This window comes from Mycobacteriales bacterium (genome assembly GCA_030697205.1).
GTDB lineage: Bacteria > Actinomycetota > Actinomycetes > Mycobacteriales > SCTD01 > JAUYQP01.
This window is the reverse complement of the sequence record JAUYQP010000015.1, coordinates 75,366-98,160: the sequence shown is the minus strand read 5'-3', so window position 1 is coordinate 98,160 and position 22,795 is coordinate 75,366. Positions and strand designations below refer to the sequence as shown.

The following is a 22,795-nucleotide window of genomic DNA, read 5'->3' as shown; positions in this document are numbered from 1 at the left end:
GTCCGGAAGATCCTAGGTGCGCGCGGGCGATAACCTCGACACGTGACCCCGACACAGCTCTCCGAGGCCGTGCGGGCCGCCGTGGCCGACGCCGTCTCAGCCGGTGAGATCGCGGTCGAGGTGCCCGCGACGGTGACCGTCGACCGGCCGCGTGTCGCCGAGCTCGGCGACTACGCCACCAACGTCGCGCTGCAGCTCGCCAAGGCCGCCGGCCGCCCGCCGCGCGAGGTCGCCGAGCTGCTCGCCGCGCGACTGCGCGACACCCCTGGGCTCGCCGCCGTGGAGGTCGCCGGCCCGGGCTTCCTCAACGTCCGGCTCGCCGAGGCCGCCCTCGGTGGCGTGGCCGCGACGATCGCCGCCGCGGGGGCCGCCTACGGCCGCGGCGACGCGATGGCGGGGGAGACGGTCAACCTCGAGTTCGTCTCCGCCAACCCGACCGGCCCGATCCACATCGGCGGCGTGCGGTGGGCGGCCGTGGGTGACTCGCTGGCCCGGCTCATGGAAGCCACCGGCGCGAAGGTCACGCGGGAGTACTACTTCAACGACCACGGCGGCCAGATCGACCGCTTCGCTGCCTCCCTGCTGGCGGCAGCCCGCGGCGAGAGCGCGCCCGAGGACGGCTACGGCGGGGCCTACATCGCCGAGATCGCGCAGCAGGTCCTCGCACTGGTCCCTGACGCGCTCGAGCAGGACGACCCGCAGGAGGTCTTCCGGCGCGAGGGCGTCCAGCTGATGTTCACCGAGATCAAGCAGGCGCTGCACGACTTCGGCGTGGACTTCGACGTCTACTTCCACGAGAACTCCCTGCACGAGTCCGGCGCGGTCGAGCGGGCCGTCGAGCGGCTGCGCGGCCTCGGCCGGATCTACGACAAGGACGGCGCGACCTGGCTGCGCACCGAGGACCTCGGTGACGACAAGGACCGCGTCGTCATCAAGGCCGACGGCCAGCCTGCCTACATCTCCGGCGACCTCGCCTACTACCTCGACAAGCGCGAGCGCGGCTTCGACCGGGTCGTGATCATGCTCGGCGCCGACCACCACGGCTACGTCGGCCGGATGCAGGCGATGTGCGCGGCCTTCGGGGACCTGCCGGGTCGCAACCTCGAGATCCTCATCGGCCAGATGGTCAACCTGCTGCGCGACGGCCAGCCTCTGCGGATGAGCAAGCGGGCCGGCACCGTCGTCACGATCGACGACCTCGTCGACGCGATCGGCGTCGACGCCGCGCGCTACGCCCTGGCGCGGTCGAGTGCCGACAGCCAGCTCGACATCGACCTCGACCTGTGGTCGCGCAAGAGCTCCGACAACCCGGTGTTCTACGTGCAGTACGCCGCCACCCGTGCGGCGTCGATCCTGCGCGGTGCCGCCGACCTCGGCATCGACGGCATCGACACAGCAGACACCTCGCTGCTCGTCCACCCGCTCGAGAACGAGCTGCTCAAGGCGCTCGCCGACTTCCCGGCCGTCGTCGCGAGCGCGGCCGAGCTGCGCGAGCCGCACCGGGTCGCGCGCTACCTCGAGGAGCAGGTCGCGAAGGCCGCGCAGCGCTGGTTCGACGAGAAGGTCGCCTGCCGCGCGCTGCCCCAGGGCGACGAGGACGCGACCCCGACGCACCGCGCCCGGCTGCTGCTGTGGAAGGCCACCCGCACCGTCCTCGAGAACGGCCTCGGGCTGCTCGGTGTGAGCGCCCCGGAGCGGATGTGACCGACCTCGAGCCGGCCGTGTGGCCGGTGACCGCGGAGCGCGGCGCCGACGGCGCGCTGCGGCTCGGCGGCGTCGACGTGCGCGACCTCGCCGCGCAGTTCGGCACCCCCGTCTACGTCCTCGACGAGGCCGACTTCCGCGGTCGCTGCTCGGCCTGGCGCGACGCCTTCGCCGACGCCGACGTCTACTACGCCGGCAAGGCCTTCCTGTGCACCGCGGTCGCCCGCTGGATCGCCGAGGAGGGCCTGTCGCTCGACGTCTGCACCGGCGGCGAGCTCGCGGTCGCGCTGGCCGCCGGCTTCCCGCCGGAGCGGCTGCTCTTCCACGGCAACAACAAGAGCGTCAGCGAGCTCGAGCGGGCCGTCGCCGCGGGGGTCGCGCGGGTCGTCGTCGACTCCTTCGAGGAGGTCGCCCGCCTCGCTGCCGTCGCCGAGCGCGCCGGGGTCCGCCAGCGGGTCTACGTCCGGGTCACGCCAGGCGTCGAAGCCCACACGCATGAGTACGTCCAGACCGGCCAGGAGGACCAGAAGTTCGGCTTCTCCCTCGCCTCCGGCGCCGCTGCGGAGGCGGTCCGTCGGGTCCTCGCCCTGCCAAGCCTCGAGCTGGTCGGGCTGCACTGCCACATCGGCTCGCACATCTTCGACGTCCGCGGCTTCTCCCTCGCCGCGCACCGCATGGTCGGGCTGCTCGCCGCGGTCCGCGACGAGCACGGCGTCGAGCTGCCCGAGCTCGACCTCGGCGGCGGCCAGGGCATCGCCTACACCTCCGCCGACGACCCGATGGACGTCAAGGACTACGCCGACGGCCTGCGCGCGATCGTCGAGAAGGAGTGCGCCGCAGCGGGCCTCGCGGTGCCGCGCCTCGCCGTCGAGCCGGGCCGCGCGATCAGCGGCCCGACGACCGTGACGCTCTACGAGGTCGGCACCGTCAAGGAGCTGCCCGGCCTGCGCACATACGTCTCGGTCGACGGCGGGATGAGCGACAACATCCGCACCGCGCTCTACGACGCGCACTACACCGCGGTGCTGGCGTCGCGGACCTCGACGGCCGACCCGCGCAACGTCACGCTGTGCGGCAAGCACTGCGAGAGCGGCGACATCGTCGTCCACGACGTGCCGCTGCCCGCCGACCTGGTGCCCTCCGACCTCGTCGCGGTGCCGGCGTCGGGGGCCTACCACCGCTCGATGGCCAGCAACTACAACCACGTCCCCCGGCCGCCCGTCGTCGCGGTGCGCGACGGCGAGGCCCGGGTGCTGGTCCGTCGCGAGACCGAGGCCGACCTGCTCGCCCTGGACGTCCCGTGACCACCTCGAAGCGGCTCCCTGTCCTGTTCCTCACGGCCGCGTTCGGCGTCCTGGCCGTCGTCGGGGTCGTGATCGGTGACCTGCTCGGCTGGCCGGCGGCAGCGGCGTACTCCGTCGTGGTCCTCGCCCTGCTGGTGCTGGGCATCCGGCGCTTCCGGCCGCGCCCCGCGAGCCGCGACCACAGCGGCTGCGCGTGCTGCAGCGGCGAGCCCTTCCGTGGCGTGGAGATCGTCCCGTGACCGCCCCGCTGCGGGTCGCGCTGCTGGGCTGCGGCACCGTTGGCTCGGAGGTCGTGCGACTGCTCCACTCCTCCGCGGCCGACCTCGAGGCCCGCGTCGGCGCGCCGCTCGAGCTCGCCGGCATCGCCGTGCGGCGGCTGCAGAAGCGCCGCGACCTGCCCGTCCCCGACGAGCTGTTCACGACCGACGCGGAGGGTCTCGTCGCGCGCGACGACGTCGACCTCGTGGTCGAGGTCATCGGCGGCATCGAGCCGGCGCGCACCCTGCTGCTGTCGGCGCTCAAGGCCGGCAAGGGCGTCGTGACCGCCAACAAGGCGCTGCTCGCCGAGGACGGCGCGACGCTCTACGCCGCCGCGCGCGAGTCGGGTGCCGACCTCTACTACGAGGCCTCCGTCGCGGGCGCCATCCCTCTGCTGCGGCCGCTGCGCGAGTCGCTCGCCGGTGACCACCTCAGCCGGGTGATGGGCATCGTCAACGGCACCACCAACTCCATCCTGACGCGCATGGACGAGACCGGCGCGGGCTTCGCCGAGGCCCTCGACGAGGCGACCGCGCTGGGCTACGCCGAGGCCGACCCGACCGCCGACGTCGAGGGCTTCGACGCCGCGGCCAAGGCGGCGATCCTCGCCGGGCTCGCCTTCCACACGCGCGTCACCGCGGCCGACGTGCACCGCGAGGGCATCTCCGACGTCACCTCCGCCGACATCGCCAGCGCCAAGGACATGGGCTGCGTCGTCAAGCTGCTCGCGATCGCCGAGCGCACCGCCGACGGCGTCGGCGTGCGGGTGCACCCCGCGATGATCCCGCGCAGCCACCCGCTCGGGTCGGTGCGCGAGGCCTACAACGCCGTGTTCGTCGAGGGCGCGTCGGCCGGGCAGCTGATGTTCTACGGCCGCGGCGCGGGCGGGTCGCCGACCGCGAGCGCGATCCTCGGCGACCTCGTCGCCGTCGCCCGCAACGCGCTGTCGGGCTCGCGCGGCACCCAGGAGTCCGCCTACGCCGACCTGCGCGTCCTGCCCATGGGCGACGTCGTCACGAGGTACCACATCAGCCTCGACGTGGCCGACAAGCCCGGTGTCCTCGCCGCCGTCGCGAGCGCGTTCGCGAGCCGCGGCGTGTCGATCCGCACGGTCCGCCAGGAGGGCCCGCGGCACGAGGACGGCGGCGACGCGCTGCTCGTCGTCGTCACCCACACCGCGACCGACGCGGCGCTGCAGGCGACGGTCGACGAGCTCCGCTCGCTCGACGTGGTGCGGGCGGTCGCGTCCGTGATGAGGGTGGAGGGGCAGCCATGACGGCACCGGTGCTGGCGCGAGCCGGCTGGCGCGGCCTGATCGAGGAGTACCGCGACCGGCTGCCGGTCACGGCGACGACCCCGGTCGTCACCCTGCAGGAGGGCGCGACCCCGCTCGTCCACGCCGAGCACCTCTCCTCGCTCGTCGGCGCCACGGTCCACCTCAAGGTCGAGGGCGCCAACCCGACCGGGTCCTTCAAGGACCGCGGCATGACGATGGCCATCTCCAAGGCCGTCGAGGCGGGCTCGAAGGCCGTCATCTGCGCCTCGACGGGCAACACCTCCGCCTCCGCCGCGGCCTACGCCGCCAAGGGCGGCCTCACCTGCGCCGTGCTCGTGCCCGAGGGCAAGATCGCGCTCGGCAAGCTGGCCCAGGCGCTCGTCCACGGTGCGCAGCTGCTGCAGGTCCAGGGCAACTTCGACGACTGCCTCGACCTGTGCCGCGACCTGTCGGAGCACTACGCCGTGACCCTGGTCAACAGCGTCAACCCCGACCGCATCGAGGGCCAGAAGACCGCGGCGTTCGAGGTCTGCGACGTCCTCGGCCGGGCCCCCGACGTGCACTGCCTGCCGGTCGGCAACGCCGGCAACATCACGGCCTACTGGAAGGGCTACGTCGAGTACGCCGCCGACGGCGTCGTCACGAGCCGCCCGCGGATGCTCGGCTTCCAGGCCGCGGGCGCCGCCCCGATCGTGTCCGGCCAGCGGGTCGCCGCGCCGCAGACCATCGCGACCGCGATCCGCATCGGCAACCCCGCCTCGTGGCAGCAGGCGATCGACGCCCGCGAGGAGTCCGGGGGCGACATCCAGGCCGTCACCGACCGGCAGATCCTCTCGGCGTACCAGCTGCTCGCCAAGCGCGAGGGCGTCTTCGTGGAGCCGGCCTCGGCGGCGTCGGTCGCCGGGCTGCTGCAGGCCCACGCCCAGGGCCTCATCGCCGCCGGCTCGAGCGTCGTGTGCACCGTCACCGGCAACGGCCTCAAGGACCCGGACTGGGCGATCGCCGGCGCGCCCAAGCCGGTCACCGTCGCGGCGGACGCGGCCGCCGCGGCCGCTGCGCTGGGCCTGTAGTGCCGTCGTTTCGCGCGGCACCCGTGCGGGTGCGGGTCCCCGCGACCAGCGCCAACCTCGGGCCGGCCTTCGACTGCGCCGGTCTCGCGCTGTCGCTCTACGACGACGTCGTCGTGCGCATCGCCGACAGCGGGCTGTCGGTCGACGTCGCAGGGGAGGGCGCCGAGGACCTGCCGCGCGACAAGCGCCACCTCGTCGTCAAGGCGCTGCGGATCGCCTTCGAGCGGCTCGGCGGGCAGCCGCGCGGGCTCGAGGTCGTCTGCGCCAACCGCATCCCGCAGTCGCGCGGGCTCGGCTCGTCGTCGGCCGCGATCGTCGCCGCGCTGCTCGCGGCGAGGGCGCTCGTGCTCGGCGGCGAGGACCTGCTCGACGACGACGCGGTGCTCGCGCTCGCCACCGAGGTCGAAGGCCACCCCGACAACGTCGCGGCCTGCCTGCGCGGCGGGCTGACGCTGGCGTGGGGGAGCGAGCCCCGGGTGCTCCGGCTCGCGCCGCTGCCCGCTCTCACGCCGGTGGCCTTCGTCCCGACCACCCGCGCGTCGACCAAGAAGGTGCGCGGGCTGCTCCCCGAGAGCGTGACCCTCGCCGACGCGGCCGCCAACTCCGCCCGCACGGCGCTGCTCACCCACGCGATGACCGCCGACCCGTCGCTGCTGCACGCGGCGACCGAGGACCTGCTCCACCAGTCCTACCGCGCGAGCGCGATGCCGCGGTCCTATGGCCTGGTCCAGCGGCTGCGTGCCGACGGTGTCGCCGCGACCATCAGCGGGGCCGGCCCGACCGTGCTGGCCCTTGTCGAGCAGGGCGACGCCGAGGCCGTCGCGGCCCGCGTCCCCAAGGGCTGGGAGGCGCACCGCCTCGCCGTTGACCTCGCCGGGGCGCAGGTCCTTCCGCTGTAACCCGGCGGTGACGGACGCCTGTCCCGGGTGCGACACGGGCCGCGTCGGTTGTGCAGGGCGCACACCGACCGTTACGCTGTGCACGCACCCGTCGCCCGCTCTGGGCACCGTGCACCCGCCCGAGCAGTCGGTGTGGACCTCTCACTCCGCCGCTCCGGCCCACCTCTCCGCCCGCGGGCTTGACGCCCGCAGAGCGGTGCTGCGTCGGACCGTCAGCGGTGTGCCGGACCCGAGGCCGGCGGTCCGTGCCGGCCGGGCCACCCCCGCCGCCCCCTTACCCCCCGCCCCCGCGGCGGGCCCCGGAGCGCCCTGCACCACGCGACCCGGACCCACGACCGGCCTGTCCCACACGGCAGGCCGGTCCTCACGAAGGACGATCCTTGACCGACTCCTCCGACCTGCTCGCCGAGACCGCCACCGGTCCCGAGCAGGACGCCCCCGCCGAGTCCGCGCCCGCCGCAGGTGCCACCCGCACCCGGCGGCGCGCCACCGGCGGCGGGGCGGGCGCGACGACGGCGCGCGCCACCAGCGCAGAGACGCCCGCAGAGCCGGCCGCACCTGCGCCTGCGCGCACCTCCGCTCCCGACGCGGGCCCCAACCTCTCCGCGCTGCTCCTCCCGCAGCTCAAGGCGCTCGCCAGCGAGCTCGGCATCACCGGCGCGAACGGCCTGCGCAAGGGCCCGCTCATCGACGCCATCCAGGCGCACCAGACCGGCCAGTCGGCCCCCCAGCCCGCGCAGACCTCCCGGCCCACGGGCACCCGGGCGTCGTACGACGCTGCCGCTCCCGAGGCCGGCGCGTCCGCCGACGACCGCGCGACCGACAGCACCGACAGCCGCGACGGCTCCGACGGCTCCGACGGCTCCGACGGCTCTGAGCGGGACGGCGAGGCGGCGGGCAGCGACCGGCCCGAGCGCGTCGACCGTGGACGGGAGCGCTTCCTCGAGCGCGAGGCGCGCCGGGCCGAGCGGGCCGCCACGGGCGGCGACGGCCAGGACCGCCAGGACCGGCCGCAGCAGGACCGCCAGGACCGTCAGGACCGGCCGCAGCAGGACCGCCAGGACCGGCAAGACCGGCAGGACCGGCCCCAGCAGGACCGGCCCCAGGGCCAGCCGAGTCAGGGCGGCCAGCCAGGTCAGGGCGGTCAGGACGAGGACGAGTTCGGCGGTCGGCGTGGGCGCTTCCGCGAGCGCGGCCGCGGGCGCAACCGCAACCGCACCGGCTCCGACCGCTACGAGCCCGACACCTTCGTCAGCGACGAGGACGTGCTCGTGCCCGTCGGCGGCATCCTCGACATCCTCGACAACTACGGCTTCATCCGCACCAGCGGCTACCTCACCGGACCCAACGACATCTACGTCTCGCTGCAGCAGGTCCGCAAGTACGGCCTGCGGCGCGGCGACGCGGTCACCGGTCAGGTCCGCCAGCAGCGCGAGGGCGAGCGGCGCGACAAGTACAACGCGCTGGTCCGCCTCGACTCGGTCAACGGCCTCGACCCCGAGGAGGCGCTGAACCGCCCCGACTTCACCAAGCTCACGCCGCTCTACCCGCAGGAGCGGCTGCGCCTGGAGACCGACCCGTCGATCCTCACCACCCGCGTCATCGACCTGGTGATGCCGGTCGGCAAGGGCCAGCGCGCCCTGATCGTCAGCCCGCCGAAGGCCGGCAAGACGATGGTGATGCAGGCGATCGCCAACGCCATCACCACCAACAACCCCGAGTGCCACCTCATGGTCGTCCTGGTCGACGAGCGGCCCGAGGAGGTCACCGACATGCAGCGGTCGGTGAAGGGCGAGGTCATCGCCTCGACCTTCGACCGCCCGCCGACGGACCACATCACGGTCGCGGAGCTGTCGATCGAGCGCGCCAAGCGCCTGGTCGAGCTCGGCCACGACGTGGTCGTCTTGCTCGACTCGATCACCCGTCTCGGCCGCGCCTACAACCTCGGCGCGCCCGCATCCGGCCGCATCCTCACCGGTGGCGTCGACTCCGCGGCGCTCTACCCGCCGAAGCGCTTCCTCGGCGCGGCCCGCAACATCGAGAACGGCGGCTCGCTCACCATCTTCGCCACCGCACTGGTCGAGACCGGCTCGGCGATGGACACGGTGATCTTCGAGGAGTTCAAGGGCACCGGCAACGCCGAGCTCAAGCTCGACCGGCGCCTCGCGGACAAGCGGATCTTCCCGGCCATCGACGTGGACGCCTCCGGCACCCGCAAGGAGGAGATCCTGCTCGCGCCCGAGGAGCTGCGCATCGTCTTGCAGCTGCGCCGGGTCCTGCACGCGCTCGACACGTCGTCCTCGCTCGAGCTGCTGCTCGACAAGATGAAGGCGACCCGCACCAACGTCGAGTTCCTCATGCAGATCCAGAAGACGACCGTCCCCGCTGACGCCGAGCACTAGCCCGGCGTACGACGCCACCGCCCGCGGGAAGAGCGGCCCGCGCGGCGCGGTTCTACGGTCTGGCACACTGGATGCCACACCGGCACCGGTTCACGCAGTCCGGCCCGCAGGACGACACTCCCGTCGTGCTCGCGTGCTGCCTGCGACCCGGCGGCCACCTACCCCGAGAGGCACCACCATGAAGGCCGACATCCACCCGGCGTACGAGCTCACCACGGTGACCTGCACCTGCGGCAGCACCTTCACGACCCGCAGCACCGCCAAGGGCGGCAGCATCAGCGCGGACGTGTGCGCCCAGTGCCACCCGTTCTACACCGGCAAGCAGAAGATCCTCGACACCGGCGGCCGCGTGGCCCGCTTCGAGCAGCGCTTCGGCAAGCGCACCTCCAAGTAGCGACCTCACGGCGCCTGACCCGGACACCGGGTCGGGCGCCGTTGTCGTGTCCGCCCCCAGGGCAGCAGCCAGACCAGCAGGAGGAGCGATGGCCGAGTCGATCGGCAACCCCACGGACAACGCGCTCGCCGAGCACGCCGAGCTCGAGGCGATGCTCGCCGACCCGGGGGTCCACGCCGACCAGGCGCGCGCCCGCGAGCTCGGTCGTCGCTACGCCGAGCTCGGGCCGCTGGTGGCCGCGATCCAGCAGGAGAAGCAGCTGCAGGAGGACCTCGACACCGCGCGCGAGCTCGGCGCGGAGTTCGCGGACGAGCTGCCCGGCATCGAGGCCGAGCTGGCCACGACGAGCGCCCGGATCCGCGAGCTGCTCATCCCGAAGGACCCGGCCGACGCCAAGGACGTCATCCTCGAGGTGAAGGGCGGCGAGGGCGGCGACGAGGCCGCGCTGTTCGCCGGCGACCTGGTGCGGATGTACATGCGCTACGCCGAGCGGCAGGGCTGGAAGACCGAGCTGGTGTCGGCCACCGAGGGCGAGATGGGCGGCTACAAGGACATCTCCCTGGCCGTGAAGTCGCGCGACCCCGCCAACCCCGTCTACGGTCGGCTGAAGTTCGAAGGGGGTGTGCACCGCGTCCAGCGGGTGCCCGCCACGGAGTCGCAGGGCCGCATCCACACCAGCGCCGCCGGTGTCCTCGTGCTGCCCGAGGCCGAGGAGGTCGACGTGACGATCGACCAGAGCGACCTCAAGATCGACGTCTACCGCTCGAGCGGCCCCGGCGGCCAGAGCGTCAACACCACCGACTCCGCGGTGCGCATCACCCACGTGCCGACGGGCGTCACCGTGTCGATGCAGAACGAGAAGAGCCAGCTGCAGAACCGCGAGGCCGGCATGCGCGTCCTGCGTGCCCGGCTGCTCGCCCTCGCGCTCGAGGAGCAGGCGGCCAAGGACAGCGCGGTGCGCGGGGCGCAGATCCGCACCATCGACCGGTCGGAGAAGATCCGCACCTACAACTGGCCCGACAACCGCATCGCCGACCACCGCAGCGGATACAAGGCCAACAACCTCATGCAGGTGCTCGACGGCGACCTCGACCCGGTGATCCAGTCGATGGTCGACGCGACCCAGGCAGAGCAGCTGAAGGGAGACGAGGGGTGAGCCTGACCGGAGCGGTCCGTGCCGCGACCGCGACGCTCGAGCAGGCGGGGGTCGACAGCCCCGAGCACGACGCCCGCGCCCTCGCGGTGCACGTGCTCGGCCTGGACCGACCGTCGGACCTGCTGCTGCACGACGGCCTCACCGCCGAGCAGAGCACGGCGTACGACGAGCTGGTGGCGCGGCGTGCGCAGCGGGTGCCTCTGCAGCACCTCACCGGCTCGGTCGGCTTCCGCTACGTCGAGCTCGAGGTCGGGCCGGGCGTCTTCGTCCCGAGGCCCGAGACCGAGTCGGTCGTGCAGTGGGCCGTCGACGCGGTCCGCGCCGAGGGCTGGGAGGCGCCGCTGCTCGTCGACCTGTGCACCGGGTCCGGCACGATCGCCTTCGCGCTGGCCAACGAGGTCCCCGCAGCGACGGTCCACGCCGTCGAGCGCGACCCCGGCGCGCTGGCGTGGACCCGCCGCAACGCGGCCAACCGGGTCGCCGCCGGCGACCCGGAGGTCCAGCTCCACCAGGGCTCCGCCGAGGACGCGCTGCCGGAGCTCGACGGGCAGGTCGACCTGGTGGCGAGCAACCCGCCCTACGTCGCCGAGGACGAGCGCCACATCCCCGACCCCGAGGTCGTCGACCACGACCCGGAGATCGCGCTGTTCGCCGGGGCCGACGGCCTCGACGTGGTGCGGCTGGTCGAGCAGGCCGCGCGCCGGCTGCTCAAGCCCGGCGGCCTCGTCGTCGTCGAGCACTCCGACCGTCAGGGCACGACCTGTCCTGCCGTCTTTACCGAGGCCGGTGGTTGGACCGAGGTCCAGGACCATCGCGACCTCACCGGTCGCGACCGCTTCACGACCGCCCGCTGGACCGGCTGATGACGACCTACGACGTCACCTCCGACCCGACGCCCGGGGTGGAGGCCGCGATCGACGTGCTGCGGCGCGGCGACCTCGCCGTGCTGCCGACCGACACCGTCTACGGCATCGCGGCCGACGCCTTCTCGCCGACCGCCGTCCGCCGGCTGCTCGAGGCCAAGGGCCGCGGGCGCGACCTGCCGGTCCCGGTGCTCGTCGGCTCGTGGCGCACCCTCGACGGCCTGGCCGCGAGCGTCACCCCCACGGCGCGTGCCCTGGTCGAGCTGCACTGGCCGGGCCCGCTGACCCTCGTGGTGCGGGCCGCGCCCTCGCTCGCCTGGGACCTCGGCGACACCCGCGGCACCGTCGCGGTCCGCATGCCGCTGCACGCGACCGCGCTCGCCGTCCTGGAACAGACCGGGCCGCTCGCGGTGAGCAGCGCCAACCGCAGCGGGCAGCCGCCGGCGAGCGACGCCGCGGAGGCCGAGCGGCAGCTCGGCACGTCGGTCGCGGTCTACCTCGACGCCGGCCCGTCCGGGGACCCCGTCCCCTCCACCATCCTCGACCTCACCGGCGAGCGCCCGCGCGTCCTGCGCGAGGGCGCCCTCGACGTCGAGGTCCTGCGGGAGACCTGCCCCGACCTCCTCACCGAAGGCGAGCCCTCGTGACCGACCCGACCCAGCCGGAGCGCTTCCGGGTCCTGCACGTCTGCACCGGCAACATCTGCCGCTCGCCGATGGCCGAGCAGATGATGACGGCCGGGCTGGCGCAGCGGCTCGGCCCCGACGCGGTCGCCTTCGAGGTCGCCTCCGCCGGGACGATGGGCTACACCGGCGCGCCGATGGAGGCCTTCGCGCTGTCGAGCCTGGCCCGCTACGCCGTCGACGGCTCGGCCTTCCGGGCCCGCGAGCTCGTCTCCGACCTGGTCGTCTCGGCCGACCTCGTGCTGGCCGCGACCCGCGAGCACCGCGCGGCCGCCGTGGTCATGCACCCGCGCGCCGCGGCCCGCACCTTCACGCTGCGCGAGTTCGACCGGCTGTGCTCCGCCGTCGACCCGACAGCCCTGCCCACCGGTGACCTGGTCGAGCGCGGGCGGGCGCTGGTCCGCGCCGCCGCCGCCAACCGCGGCCTCGTCCCGCCGGCGTCCCCGCGCGACGACGACGTCGAGGACCCCTACCAGGGGCCCGAGGCCGGCTTCGCCTCGTGCGCGTCGCTGGTCCACGCCACCCTGCAGCGCCCGCTCGACCTGCTCGCCGGCGCCCGGTGACCTTCGCGTCGTACTCCTGGGTGTCCGCCCGGGTGTCGAGGTCTGCCGCTCACAGCCGTCGCGGATAGCCTGCGCTGGTGCGGGAGTACCTCCTGGTCCTCTGCGTCGCGGCCGCGGTCACCTATCTGCTGACCCCGGTCGCGCGCCGCATCGCCGTGCGCACCGGAGCCATGGCCGAGCCGCGCGACCGCGACGTGCACGCGATCCCGACGCCGCGGCTCGGGGGAGTGGCGATGTACGCCGGGGTCGCGGCGGCCTTCCTCGTCGCCCACCAGCTGCCCGCGCTGCAGACGGTCTTCACCTACTCCGACGTCCAGGCGGTGCTCGTCGGCGGCGGGATCATCGTGGCCCTCGGCATCGTCGACGACCGGTGGCCCCTCGACGCGCTCACCAAGCTCGCCGGCCAGCTGGTGGCTGCCGGCGTCATGGTGCTGCTCGGCCTGCAGCTGCTCACCCTCACGCTGCCGGGCGTCGGTGCGCTGTCGCTCGGCGTCGAGGGCGTGCCGCTCACGGTCATCCTCACGCTGCTCACCGTCAACGCCATCAACTTCATCGACGGCCTCGACGGCCTGGCCGCCGGGGTGGGCGCGATAGCGGCGCTGGCCTTCTTCGCCTTCGCCTACTCGCTGTCGAGCGGTCAGGTGACCTCCGGGCTCGCGCAGTCCCGGATCTCCTCGCCGGCGCTCATCGCGGTCGTGCTGGCGGGCGTGTGCCTGGGCTTCCTGCCGCACAACTTCAACCCGGCGCGCATCTTCATGGGCGACAGCGGCTCGATGCTCATCGGGCTCATGCTCGCGGGCTCGGTGACGTCGCTGACGGGGCAGTTCGACTACGACGCGCTGCCGCCCGAGGTCGCCTTCCCCGCGCTGCTCGTCCTGCTGCTGCCGGCCGCGGTCCTGGCCGTGCCCTTCGTCGACCTGCTGCTGGCCGTGATCAGGCGCACCAGGGCGGGTCGCTCGCCCTTCGCCCCCGACAAGGCTCACCTGCACCACCGGCTGCTCGAGATCGGCCACAGCCACACGCGTGCGGTGCTCATCATGTACTTCTGGACCGCCCTGCTGGCCTTCGGCGGGGTGGCCGTCGCCGTCACCGGGGGCATCCTGCCGGTGCTCGCCGTGATGGGCGGGCTGGCCGCGCTGGCCCTCGTCGCCTCCAGCATCCCGCGGCTGCGGGCCGCCCGCGCGCTCGACCGGTGACGACCCCCAGCTGGGAGGTCGTGCTCTTCCGCGCCTCGGTCTGGCCCACCCTCGTCGCAGGTGCCGTCGCGGCCGTGGTCGCCGGCGTCCTGCGCGGCGTGGAGGGGGCCGCGGGGGCGCTGCTCGGCTGCGTGCTGGTCGTCGCGTCGTTCGGTCTCGGGCTCTACGTCGCGCGCCGCACCCGGCCGCTGCACCCGCTGTTCACGATGAGCGCCGCGCTGATGTCCTACCTGTTCACGGTGACCGCGCTGCTGCTCGTGCTCGTCCTCGTACGCCGCACCGGAGTCGTCGACCGCACCTCCGTGGGCGCCTCCGTCCTCGTCAGCGTGCTCGTCTGGCTGGCCTGCGAGGTGCGGGCCTTCCTGGGTCTGCAGCTGCTCTACGTCGAGCCCGTCGAGGACCCGGACGCCGACGTGAAGAAGGTCTCCGACCCCGCTCGCGAGGCCGAGCCCGAGGGCTGATAGCGTTTCGCACGCGATGAGCCATGACGGGTCACCGGGGGGCCAGACCAACCCGGGTGATGCGTGGACGGTGATCGCCTACATCCTGTCCGGCCTGCTGCTGTGGGGCGGGGTAGGACTGCTCGTCGACCGATGGTTGGGCACGGACTTCGTCGTGGGGATCGGCATGCTCCTCGGCTGCGTCAGCTCGCTCTACCTCGTCTACATCCGGTACGGCAGGGAAACCCCCTGATGGTGAAGGAGAACGTGTGAGCCCGCTCGCGTCCTCGGGTGAGGAGTTCGCCCCGCCGAGCAGCCGCGACTTCGAGTTCCCGCCGATCCCGGGTCTCGGTGAGGTCACCAAGCCGATGGTGCTGGTGGTGCTCGCTGCCGTGCTCGTCGCGGTCTTCTACTACCTGTCCGCGCGCAAGCAGGCGGTCGTCCCCGGCAAGCTGCAGTTCGCCGGCGAGGGCGTCTACGGCTTCGTGCGCAACGAGGTCGGCCGCGACGTCATCGGCCACGACTTCCTCAAGTACGTGCCGTTCCTCGCGACGCTGTTCAGCTTCATCCTCGTCAACAACATCTTCGGCATCATCCCGCTCATCCAGTTCCCGACGATGTCGCGCATCAGCTACCCCGCGGTGCTGGCGATCCTCGTCTGGCTGCTGTTCATGGGGATCGGGATCGGGAAGAAGGGGCCCTTCGGCTTCTTCAAGGAGATGATGTTCCCGCCCGGCGTCCCGAAGCCGGTCTACATCCTGCTGGCCCCGATCGAGTTCGTCTCGACCGTGCTGGTGCGCCCGCTCACGCTCGCGCTGCGTCTGTTCGCCAACATGTTCGCCGGCCACCTGCTGCTGCTGGTCTTCATCCTCGGTGGCGAGCACCTGCTGTCGCAGGGTGGGGCGCTGGCCGCGATCAGCCCGCTCGCGTTCCTGCTCGGTATCGTCCTGACGTTCTTCGAGTTCCTGGTGCAGTGCCTGCAGGCCTACATCTTCACGCTGCTCACCGCTCTCTACATCGCCGGTTCGCTGGCGGACGAGCACTAAGACCGCACGAAGCGCACGCGGGCTCCACCGCGCGCGCCCAACCTCTGGAAGGAACACGATGGAAGGCACGCTCAACCTGGTCGGCTACGGCCTCTCGGCCATCGGCCCGGGCATCGGCGTCGGTCTGATCTTCGCCGCCTACATCAACGGTGTGGCTCGTCAGCCCGAGGCTCGCGGTGTGCTCCAGCCCATCGCGTTCCTGGGCTTCGCGCTCGCCGAGGCGCTGGCGCTGTTCGGCCTCGTCCTCGCGTTCGTCCTCTAGCGGGCTGACGTGCTGACCCTCCTGGCGAGCGAGAGCGGGGAGATCAACCCTCTCGTCCCCCACCTGTCCGAGATCATCGTCGGCCTGGTCGCCTTCTCGCTGCTGTACTTCTTCCTCGCGAAGAAGGCCTTCCCGATGTTCGAGAAGGCCTACACCGAGCGCACCGCCGCCATCGAGGGCGGCATCAGCAAGGCCGAGGCCGCCCAGGCCGAGGCCAACGCCGCGCTCGAGCAGTACAAGGCGCAGCTCGCGGACGCTCGGGCCGAGGCCGCGCGCATCCGCGACGAGGCTCGCGAGCAGGGCAAGGCGATCGTCGACTCGCTGACCGCGGAGGCCCGCGAGACCGCGGACCGCATCACCGCGCGTGGCGAGGAGCAGCTCGCTGCCGAGCGTCAGCAGGTCGTGACGCAGCTGCGCGGCGAGATCGGCCGCCTCGCGGTCGAGCTGGCCGAGCGCGTCGTGGGCGAGTCGCTCGCCGACGACGAGCGGCAGCGTCGCGTCGTCGACCGCTTCCTCGCGGAGCTCGAGCAGTCGGGCAGCCAGCCGGCGGGGACGACCTCCTGATGCAGGGAGCCAGTCGCGAGGCCCTGGTCTCGGTCCGGGAGCGCCTCACCGCGCTGCGGGCCGAGCTTCCCGACGCCGCCGGCATCGGTTCGGTGGCCGAGGGGCTCTTCTCGGTCGTGCGCCTGCTCGACCGCGAGGGCAACCTGCGCCGCACCCTCGGTGACCCGGCGACCGACGCCGAGGCCAAGACGCAGCTGGTCGACGGGCTGCTCGGCAGCCAGGTCGAGCCGCTGCCGCTCGGTCTGCTCAAGGACGCCGTGGCCAAGCGGTGGAGCTCGCCGCGCGACCTCGTCGACGCCGTCGAGGTGCTCGCCGTCACGGCGGTCTTCCTCGTGGCCGAGGCGGACGGCGACCTCGACGACGTCGAGGACGAGCTGTTCCGGCTTGCGCGCACCATCGCGCGTGAGCCTGCGCTGCGCGCGGTCCTCACCGACCGCGGCCTCGACCCCGAGCGCAAGCAGGCGCTGCTCGACGGGCTGCTCGACGGCAAGGTCAAGCCCGCCACCAAGCGGATCGCCGTGGCCCTGGTCGTCAACCCCCGCGGCCGCACCCTCGAGGACGGCCTGCAGGACTACGCCGCGCTGGCCGCAGACGTGCGCTCGCGCACCCTCGCGACCGTCACGAGCGCCGTCCCGCTCGACGAGGCTCAGCAGCAGCGGCTCGCCGCCTCGCTGACCGCTCAGCTCGGCCGCGAGGTCCAGCTGCAGGTCGAGGTCGACCCGAAGGTCGTGGGCGGCGTGGTCGTCCACGTCGGCGACGAGGTCATCGACGGCTCCACCCGGCACCGGCTGGCCGAGGCCCGCCGCCGCCTCACCTAAGCCTCACCCCCGAACGCCCGCACCGAAGCAGAGAGCAGGGACACCATGACGGAGCTCAGCATCCGCCCGGAGGAGATCCGCGACGCGATCGAGCGCTACGTCTCGTCGTACACCCCGGAGACCACCCGCGAGGAGGTCGGACGGGTCATCGAGACCGGTGACGGCATCGCCCGCGTCGAGGGCCTCCAGGCGACGATGACCAACGAGCTGCTCGAGTTCGAGGGCGGCCTGCTCGGCCTCGCCCTCAACCTCGACGAGCGCGAGATCGGCTGCGTCATCCTCGGTGAGGCCTCGGGCATCGAGGAGGGCCAGGAGGTCCGTCGCACCGGTGAGGTCCTCTCCGCCCCGGTCGGCGACGGCTTCCTCGGTCGCGTCGTCGACCCGCTCGGCAACCCGCTCGACGGCAAGGGCGAGATCGTCGCCGAGGGTCGCCGCATCCTCGAGCTGCAGGCCCCCACCGTCGTGCAGCGCCAGCCGGTGACCGAGCCGCTGCAGACCGGCATCAAGGCCATCGACGCCATGACGCCCGTCGGCCGTGGCCAGCGCCAGCTGATCATCGGCGACCGCCAGACCGGCAAGACCGCGGTGGCGCTCGACGCGATCATCAACCAGCGCGACAACTGGAAGAGCGGCGACCCGAAGAAGCAGGTCAAGTGCATCTACGTCGCCATCGGCCAGAAGGGCTCGACGATCAGTGAGCTCGTCGGTCGCCTCGAGGAGGCGGGCGCGCTCGAGTACACCACCGTCGTCGCCGCCCCGGCCTCGCAGTCCGCGGGTCTGAAGTACCTCGCCCCCTACACCGGCTCGGCCATCGGCCAGCACTGGATGTACCAGGGCCAGCACGTCCTCATCGTCTTCGACGACCTCTCCAAGCAGGCCGACGCCTACCGCGCCATCTCGCTGCTGCTGCGTCGCCCGCCGGGCCGCGAGGCCTACCCCGGCGACGTCTTCTACCTGCACTCCCGCCTGCTGGAGCGCTGCGCGAAGCTCTCCGACGAGCTCGGTGGCGGCTCGATGACCGGCCTGCCGATCGTCGAGACCAAGGGCAACGACGTCTCGGCCTTCATCCCGACCAACGTCATCTCGATCACCGACGGTCAGATCTTCCTGCAGTCCGACCTGTTCAACTCCGGTGTCCGCCCGGCCATCAACGTCGGCATCTCGGTGTCCCGCGTCGGCGGCAACGCGCAGATCAAGGCGATGAAGTCCGTCGCCGGTCGTCTGCGCCTCGACCTGGCGCAGTACCGCGAGCTGGAGGCCTTCTCGGCCTTCGCCTCCGACCTCGACAAGGCGTCGAAGGCCCAGCTCGACCGTGGCCAGCGGCTCGTCGAGCTCCTCAAGCAGGGGCAGTTCTCGCCGTACCCGGTCGAGCGCCAGGTCGTGTCGATCTGGGCCGGCACCAACGGCAAGGTCGACATCGTGCCGACCGGTGACGTGCGCCGCTTCGAGGCCGAGCTGCTCGACTTCATCGCGCGCTCGCACCAGGGCATCTACGACGCCATCGTGCAGTCCGGCAAGCTCGACGACGCGACGATCGAGCAGCTCGCCAAGGCGGTCGACGACTTCACGCAGCAGTTCCAGACCAGCGACGGTCAGCCGCTGCTCAAGGAGGCTGCGGTCGAGGCCATGGACAAGGACGACGCCGGCCAGACCAAGATCACCGCCTACAAGCCCGCGCCCGCCGCCCGCTGACATGGGTGCTCAGCTCAGCGTCTACCGGCGACGCATCAGGTCGATGCAGTCGACCAAGAAGATCACCAAGGCGATGGAGCTCATCGCCGCCTCCCGCATCGCCAAGGCCCAGGCCGCCGTCAACGCCGCTCGTCCCTACGAGCAGCAGATCACCCGCGTGCTGTCGGCGCTCGCGTCGCAGTCGGCGATCAACCACCCGCTGGTCAACGAGAAGCCCAACCCCTCGCGGGCAGCCATCCTCGTGATCTCGAGTGACCGCGGCCTCGCCGGTGGCTACAGCTCCAACGTCCTCAAGCAGGCGGAGGCGCTCGCGTCCCTGCTCCGCGAGGAGGGCAAGGAGCCGGTCAGCTACCTGGTGGGCCGCAAGTCGGTGGCGTACTTCCGCTTCCGCGGGCGCGACATCGAGGACAGCTGGACCGGCTTCTCCGAGAAGCCGACCTACGCCGACGCCAAGATCGTGGCGGACACCCTGATCGACGCGTTCGTGAAGCCCACGGAGGACGGCGGGGTCGATGAGATCCACATCGTCTTCACCGAGTACGTCTCGGCGCTGACCCAGAAGCCGGTCGCCGCGCGCGTGCTGCCGCTGGTCGTCGAGTACTCCGACGAGGTCGCGCCCGACGGGCCGCTGCCGCTCTACGAGTTCGAGCCCTCGCCGGAGAAGCTGCTCGACGCCCTGCTGCCGCGCTACGTCGAGACCCGCGTCTACGCGGCGCTGCTCGCCTCCGCGGCGTCGGAGTCGGCCTCGCGCCGGCGTGCCATGAAGGCCGCGACGGACAACGCGGAAGAGCTCATCAAGTCGCTCACCCGAGCGGCGAACTCGGCCCGTCAGGCCGAGATCACCCAGGAGATCAGCGAGATCGTCGGCGGCGCGAGTGCGCTCGCCTCGGCAGGGAGTGAGTGACCGCATGACCATCACCGCAGACGAGACCACCGCGGCACCGTCCGCCGGCGGCACGGGCCGCGTCGCCCGCGTCATCGGCCCCGTCGTCGACGTGGAGTTCGCTCCCGACGAGATGCCGGAGATCTACAACGCCCTCGAGGTCGAGCGCACCATGGGCGGTGAGACCTTCACGCTGACGCTGGAGGTCGCGCAGCACATCGGTGACAACCTCGTGCGTGCCATCTCGATGCAGCCGACCGACGGCCTCGTGCGTGGCGCCCCCGTCACCGACACCGGCGCCCCGATCTCGGTGCCCGTGGGCGACGTGACCAAGGGCCACGTCTTCAACGCCCTCGGCAAGCCGATGGACGTGTCGGAGGAGTCGCTCAACATCACGACCCGCTGGCCGATCCACCGCCCGTCGCCGGCCTTCGACCAGCTCGAGAACAAGACCGAGATGTTCACCACCGGCATCAAGGTCATCGACCTGCTCGCGCCCTACGTCTCCGGCGGCAAGATCGGCCTGTTCGGCGGTGCCGGTGTCGGCAAGACCGTCATCATCCAGGAGATGATCTACCGCGTCGCCAAGGAGTTCTCCGGCGTCTCGGTGTTCGCCGGCGTCGGCGAGCGCACCCGCGAGGGCAACGACCTGTTCGGTGAGATGACCGAGTCCGGCGTCATCAACGACACCGCGCTCGTCTTCGGTCAGATGGACGAGCCGCCGGGCACCCGCCTGCGCGTGGCGCTGTCCGCGCTGACGATGGCGGAGTACTTCCGCGACGTGCAGAAGCAGGACGTGCTGCTGTTCATCGACAACATCTTCCGCTTCACGCAGGCCGGCTCCGAGGTCTCCACGCTGCTCGGCCGCATGCCGTCGGCCGTCGGTTACCAGCCGACCCTCGCCGACGAGATGGGTGTGCTCCAGGAGCGCATCACCTCGACGCGTGGTCACTCGATCACCTCGCTGCAGGCGATCTACGTGCCCGCCGACGACATCACCGACCCCGCGCCGCACACCGCGTTCACGCACCTCGACGCGACGACCAACCTCAACCGCGCGATCTCCGAGAAGGGGATCTACCCGGCCGTCGACCCGCTCGACTCGACCTCGCGCATCCTCGACCCGAAGTACATCGGCGACGAGCACTACAACACCGCGCGTGAGGTGCAGCGCATCCTGCAGAAGAACAAGGAGCTGCAGGACATCATCGCGATCCTCGGCATCGACGAGCTCTCCGAGGAGGACAAGGTCCTCGTCAACCGGGCCCGTCGCATCGAGCGCTTCCTGTCGCAGCCGTTCTTCGTGGCCGAGCAGTTCACCGGCCAGCCCGGCAAGTTCGTGCCGCTCGACGAGACCATCGACTCGTTCAAGCGGCTCACGCAGGGCGACTACGACCACATCCCGGAGCAGGCGTTCTTCCTCTGCGGTGGTCTCGAGGACCTCGAGGCCAACGCGAAGAAGCTGCAGGGCTAAGAACCACAGCAGGTACGCCGGGGCGGCGGCCGGGTGATCCGGCCGCCACCCCGCACCGCCCGTCCCGGATCTTCCGGAGCGGGCACCCGACAGCAGGAGGAGGACGACAGTGGCGCAGCTGCACGTCGAGCTGGTCTCGGTCGAGCGCGAGGTCTGGAGCGGTGAGGCGGACTTCGTCTCGGCCCGCACCACCGAGGGCGACATCGGCATCCTGCCCGGCCACGCGCCGCTGCTCGGCGAGCTCGCCGAGGGCGCCGTCGTCACCATCAAGCAGTCCGGTGGCGCGCAGGTCGTGGCCGCCGTGCACGGCGGCTTCCTGTCCATCACCGACGACGGCGTGACGGTCCTCGCCGAGATCGCCGAGCTGGCCGCCGACATCGACGCGAGCCGTGCCCAGGCTGCGCTGCAGCGGGCGCAGAGCGAGGGCGACGACTCCGCGGTGCGACGCGCGGAGAGCCGCCTGCGAGCGATCGGGCAGTCGGTCTAGGTCGGATCAGGCCAGCGAGACCGCGAGCCCCGGACCCGGCGAGCAGACGTGAAGGCGCTGATCGCCCTCGAGGTGGGCGTCGCCCTCGTGCTGCTCGTGGCCGTGCCGCTCGGCGCGATCGCGGTGCGCCGCCGGGTCCTGCAGCGCGGTGGCGGCACCGTCGACCTCTCGCTGCGTCTCAACGCCCGCTCGCGAGGCCGCGGTTGGGTGCTCGGCGTCGGCAAGTTCGCCGGCGACGAGCTGCACTGGTACCGCGTCTTCTCGCTGTCGATGCGCCCGCGCCGTCGGCTCGCGCGCGCGACCCTCGTCGTGTCCGAGCGTCGCAAGCCCACCGGGCCCGAGGCGTTCGCGCTGCTCAAGGGCGCGATCGTGCTGGAGTGCCGCGAGCCGTCCGGCCCGGTGCAGATCGCGCTCGAGGAGCGCGCCGTCACCGGCTTCCTCGCCTGGCTGGAGTCCCAGCCGCCCGGCGCCCGCCTGCACCGGTAGCCGCCCACCGCGGTTCTCGCTCGGACTCACGGGTCACCATCCCTGACCCGTCCACCTCCACCTCAGACGCGCCCGCTGCTCGTCTCGCTCGGCTTCGCCGGCGCAACTGCGTGCGCGTGGGGCTGGGCCGACGTGGCGCGAGCCTGCTTGAGCGTGCTCGGCAGGCGCCCCACCGGCACGCGCACGCGCATCCGCCGTCCCGCGCACCGGTCGCCGCCGGTCGCCGCCCGCCTGGCCGGGGCCGCCGGGCCGGTCAGGTGGTGCGGGTCGGGTGGGTTCCGGTCAGGTGGTGCGGTCGCCGCCGGGCTGCCAGAGGACGTCGCCGCCCGGGTTCGCCACCCGCGACAGGATGAACAGCAGGTCGGACAGCCGGTTGAGGTAGAGCACCGGCTCGCGGTTGGTCGTGTCCGGCTGGTCCTCGAGCAGCGCCCACACCGAGCGCTCGGCCCGGCGGGCGACGGTCCGCGCGACGTGCAGGAGCGCAGCACCCGGGGTGCCGCCGGGGAGGATGAAGCTGGCCAGCTTCTCGAGCCGGGCGTTGTAGTCGTCGCAGGCCGCCTCGAGCCGCTCGGTGTAGGCGGGCGTCACGCGCAGCGGGGGGTACTGCGGGTCCGCGACGACGGGGGTGCACAGGTCAGCGCCGACGTCGAAGAGGTCGTTCTGGATGCGCACGAGCAGCGCGGTGAGGTCCTCGGACAGCCCGCCGAGGGCGACCGCGACACCGATCGCGGAGTTGGCCTCGTCGACATCGGCGTACGCCGCGAGCCGCGGGTCGGTCTTGCGGACCCGGCTCATGTCGCCGAGGGCGGTCGTGCCGTCGTCGCCGGTCTTGGTGTAGATCCTCGTCAGGTGCACGGCCATGCCCGTCAGCGTAG

The 22,795-nt window shown here is 72.5% G+C and carries 25 protein-coding genes; 24 read left to right on the top strand and 1 reads right to left on the bottom strand.

The window, feature by feature from the left end; genetic code table 11:
- The first annotated feature begins 42 nt into the window (after window positions 1-42).
- The 24 genes from argS to Q8R60_05800 all read left to right on the top strand — a co-directional run bounded on the left by argS (window position 43) and on the right by Q8R60_05800 (window position 21,920).
- Complete coding sequence (gene argS, locus Q8R60_05915; protein ID MDP3712005.1) at window positions 43-1,704, top strand: arginine--tRNA ligase; 1,662 nt, start codon at window positions 43-45, stop codon at window positions 1,702-1,704.
- The gene (gene lysA, locus Q8R60_05910) at window positions 1,701-3,008 is read left to right on the top strand and encodes a diaminopimelate decarboxylase (protein MDP3712004.1); all 1,308 of its coding nucleotides are present in this window, start codon (window positions 1,701-1,703) and stop codon (window positions 3,006-3,008) included. The genes argS and lysA overlap by 4 nt, the downstream gene beginning before the upstream one ends.
- Window positions 3,005-3,247 carry a hypothetical protein gene (locus tag Q8R60_05905; protein MDP3712003.1) on the top strand — a complete coding sequence of 81 codons (243 nt, stop codon included), beginning with the start codon at window positions 3,005-3,007 and terminating at the stop codon, window positions 3,245-3,247. Before lysA ends, Q8R60_05905 begins: the two co-directional genes overlap by 4 nt.
- Window positions 3,244-4,542 (top strand): homoserine dehydrogenase, encoded by a 1,299-nt coding sequence (locus Q8R60_05900; protein MDP3712002.1) that lies wholly within the window; start codon window positions 3,244-3,246, stop codon window positions 4,540-4,542. Before Q8R60_05905 ends, Q8R60_05900 begins: the two co-directional genes overlap by 4 nt.
- Window positions 4,539-5,612 carry a threonine synthase gene (gene thrC / locus Q8R60_05895; GenBank protein ID MDP3712001.1) on the top strand — a complete coding sequence of 358 codons (1,074 nt, stop codon included), beginning with the start codon at window positions 4,539-4,541 and terminating at the stop codon, window positions 5,610-5,612. Before Q8R60_05900 ends, thrC begins: the two co-directional genes overlap by 4 nt.
- 29 nt (window positions 5,613-5,641) lie before the next feature.
- Window positions 5,642-6,511, top strand: coding sequence for a homoserine kinase (gene thrB, locus Q8R60_05890; protein ID MDP3712000.1), 870 nt, complete (start codon window positions 5,642-5,644; stop codon window positions 6,509-6,511).
- Window positions 6,512-7,119: 608 nt separating this feature from the next.
- Window positions 7,120-8,913, top strand: a complete 1,794-nt coding sequence (gene rho, locus Q8R60_05885; protein ID MDP3711999.1) for a transcription termination factor Rho — start codon at window positions 7,120-7,122, stop codon at window positions 8,911-8,913.
- Between the two features lie 178 nt (window positions 8,914-9,091).
- A complete protein-coding gene (rpmE, locus tag Q8R60_05880) occupies window positions 9,092-9,307 on the top strand; it encodes a 50S ribosomal protein L31 (protein ID MDP3711998.1) in 216 nt (71 codons plus the stop codon).
- Window positions 9,308-9,395: 88 nt separating this feature from the next.
- Window positions 9,396-10,463, top strand: coding sequence for a peptide chain release factor 1 (prfA, locus tag Q8R60_05875; GenBank protein ID MDP3711997.1), 1,068 nt, complete (start codon window positions 9,396-9,398; stop codon window positions 10,461-10,463).
- Window positions 10,460-11,326, top strand: coding sequence for a peptide chain release factor N(5)-glutamine methyltransferase (gene prmC / locus Q8R60_05870; GenBank protein ID MDP3711996.1), 867 nt, complete (start codon window positions 10,460-10,462; stop codon window positions 11,324-11,326). Before prfA ends, prmC begins: the two co-directional genes overlap by 4 nt.
- A complete protein-coding gene (locus Q8R60_05865) occupies window positions 11,326-11,973 on the top strand; it encodes an L-threonylcarbamoyladenylate synthase (GenBank protein MDP3711995.1) in 648 nt (215 codons plus the stop codon). Before prmC ends, Q8R60_05865 begins: the two co-directional genes overlap by 1 nt.
- On the top strand, window positions 11,970-12,572 hold the full coding sequence (locus Q8R60_05860) for a hypothetical protein (protein ID MDP3711994.1): 603 nt from the start codon (window positions 11,970-11,972) through the stop codon (window positions 12,570-12,572). The genes Q8R60_05865 and Q8R60_05860 overlap by 4 nt, the downstream gene beginning before the upstream one ends.
- A gap of 77 nt (window positions 12,573-12,649) precedes the next feature.
- Window positions 12,650-13,768 (top strand): MraY family glycosyltransferase, encoded by a 1,119-nt coding sequence (locus Q8R60_05855; GenBank protein MDP3711993.1) that lies wholly within the window; start codon window positions 12,650-12,652, stop codon window positions 13,766-13,768.
- A complete protein-coding gene (locus tag Q8R60_05850; protein ID MDP3711992.1) occupies window positions 13,765-14,229 on the top strand; it encodes a hypothetical protein in 465 nt (154 codons plus the stop codon). The genes Q8R60_05855 and Q8R60_05850 overlap by 4 nt, the downstream gene beginning before the upstream one ends.
- Before the next feature lie 16 nt (window positions 14,230-14,245).
- Window positions 14,246-14,461 (top strand): hypothetical protein, encoded by a 216-nt coding sequence (locus tag Q8R60_05845; protein ID MDP3711991.1) that lies wholly within the window; start codon window positions 14,246-14,248, stop codon window positions 14,459-14,461.
- A 16-nt stretch (window positions 14,462-14,477) separates the two neighbouring features.
- A complete protein-coding gene (gene atpB, locus Q8R60_05840) occupies window positions 14,478-15,254 on the top strand; it encodes a F0F1 ATP synthase subunit A (protein ID MDP3711990.1) in 777 nt (258 codons plus the stop codon).
- Window positions 15,255-15,312: 58 nt separating this feature from the next.
- Entirely contained in the window at window positions 15,313-15,516 is a 204-nt protein-coding gene (atpE, locus tag Q8R60_05835) for an ATP synthase F0 subunit C (GenBank protein MDP3711989.1), read from the top strand.
- A 9-nt stretch (window positions 15,517-15,525) separates the two neighbouring features.
- Window positions 15,526-16,080, top strand: coding sequence for a F0F1 ATP synthase subunit B (locus tag Q8R60_05830; GenBank protein MDP3711988.1), 555 nt, complete (start codon window positions 15,526-15,528; stop codon window positions 16,078-16,080).
- The gene (locus tag Q8R60_05825; GenBank protein ID MDP3711987.1) at window positions 16,080-16,898 is read left to right on the top strand and encodes a F0F1 ATP synthase subunit delta; all 819 of its coding nucleotides are present in this window, start codon (window positions 16,080-16,082) and stop codon (window positions 16,896-16,898) included. Before Q8R60_05830 ends, Q8R60_05825 begins: the two co-directional genes overlap by 1 nt.
- A 45-nt stretch (window positions 16,899-16,943) precedes the next feature.
- Entirely contained in the window at window positions 16,944-18,590 is a 1,647-nt protein-coding gene (gene atpA / locus Q8R60_05820) for a F0F1 ATP synthase subunit alpha (GenBank protein ID MDP3711986.1), read from the top strand.
- A 1-nt stretch (window position 18,591) separates the two neighbouring features.
- Window positions 18,592-19,494, top strand: a complete 903-nt coding sequence (locus Q8R60_05815; protein MDP3711985.1) for a F0F1 ATP synthase subunit gamma — start codon at window positions 18,592-18,594, stop codon at window positions 19,492-19,494.
- Window positions 19,495-19,498: 4 nt separating this feature from the next.
- Complete coding sequence (atpD, locus tag Q8R60_05810; protein ID MDP3711984.1) at window positions 19,499-20,947, top strand: F0F1 ATP synthase subunit beta; 1,449 nt, start codon at window positions 19,499-19,501, stop codon at window positions 20,945-20,947.
- Between the two features lie 109 nt (window positions 20,948-21,056).
- Window positions 21,057-21,434: a F0F1 ATP synthase subunit epsilon gene (locus Q8R60_05805; GenBank protein MDP3711983.1), complete on the top strand. Its 378-nt coding sequence runs from the start codon at window positions 21,057-21,059 to the stop codon at window positions 21,432-21,434.
- Between the two features lie 48 nt (window positions 21,435-21,482).
- Window positions 21,483-21,920, top strand: a complete 438-nt coding sequence (locus Q8R60_05800) for a DUF2550 domain-containing protein (protein ID MDP3711982.1) — start codon at window positions 21,483-21,485, stop codon at window positions 21,918-21,920.
- A 282-nt stretch (window positions 21,921-22,202) separates the two neighbouring features.
- On the opposite strand, the gene Q8R60_05795 is transcribed toward Q8R60_05800, so the two are convergent.
- Window positions 22,203-22,781: a cob(I)yrinic acid a,c-diamide adenosyltransferase gene (locus tag Q8R60_05795; GenBank protein ID MDP3711981.1), complete on the bottom strand. Its 579-nt coding sequence runs from the start codon at window positions 22,779-22,781 to the stop codon at window positions 22,203-22,205.
- Window positions 22,782-22,795 lie beyond the last annotated feature (14 nt).

What these genes read in the sequence shown, in the direction of transcription:
- thrC (MDP3712001.1), top strand. Translation starts at nt 4,539, where the DNA reads ATGACGGCACCGGTGCTGGCGCGAGCCGGCTGGCGCGGCCTGATCGAG.
- rpmE (MDP3711998.1), top strand. Translation starts at nt 9,092, where the DNA reads ATGAAGGCCGACATCCACCCGGCGTACGAGCTCACCACGGTGACCTGC.
- prfA (MDP3711997.1), top strand. Translation starts at nt 9,396, where the DNA reads ATGGCCGAGTCGATCGGCAACCCCACGGACAACGCGCTCGCCGAGCAC.
- Q8R60_05865 (MDP3711995.1), top strand. Translation starts at nt 11,326, where the DNA reads ATGACGACCTACGACGTCACCTCCGACCCGACGCCCGGGGTGGAGGCC.
- Q8R60_05845 (MDP3711991.1), top strand. Translation starts at nt 14,246, where the DNA reads ATGAGCCATGACGGGTCACCGGGGGGCCAGACCAACCCGGGTGATGCG.
- atpE (MDP3711989.1), top strand. Translation starts at nt 15,313, where the DNA reads ATGGAAGGCACGCTCAACCTGGTCGGCTACGGCCTCTCGGCCATCGGC.
- Q8R60_05825 (MDP3711987.1), top strand. Translation starts at nt 16,080, where the DNA reads ATGCAGGGAGCCAGTCGCGAGGCCCTGGTCTCGGTCCGGGAGCGCCTC.
- atpA (MDP3711986.1), top strand. Translation starts at nt 16,944, where the DNA reads ATGACGGAGCTCAGCATCCGCCCGGAGGAGATCCGCGACGCGATCGAG.
- Q8R60_05815 (MDP3711985.1), top strand. Translation starts at nt 18,592, where the DNA reads ATGGGTGCTCAGCTCAGCGTCTACCGGCGACGCATCAGGTCGATGCAG.
- atpD (MDP3711984.1), top strand. Translation starts at nt 19,499, where the DNA reads ATGACCATCACCGCAGACGAGACCACCGCGGCACCGTCCGCCGGCGGC.
- Q8R60_05795 (MDP3711981.1), bottom strand. Translation starts at nt 22,781, where the DNA reads ATGGCCGTGCACCTGACGAGGATCTACACCAAGACCGGCGACGACGGC.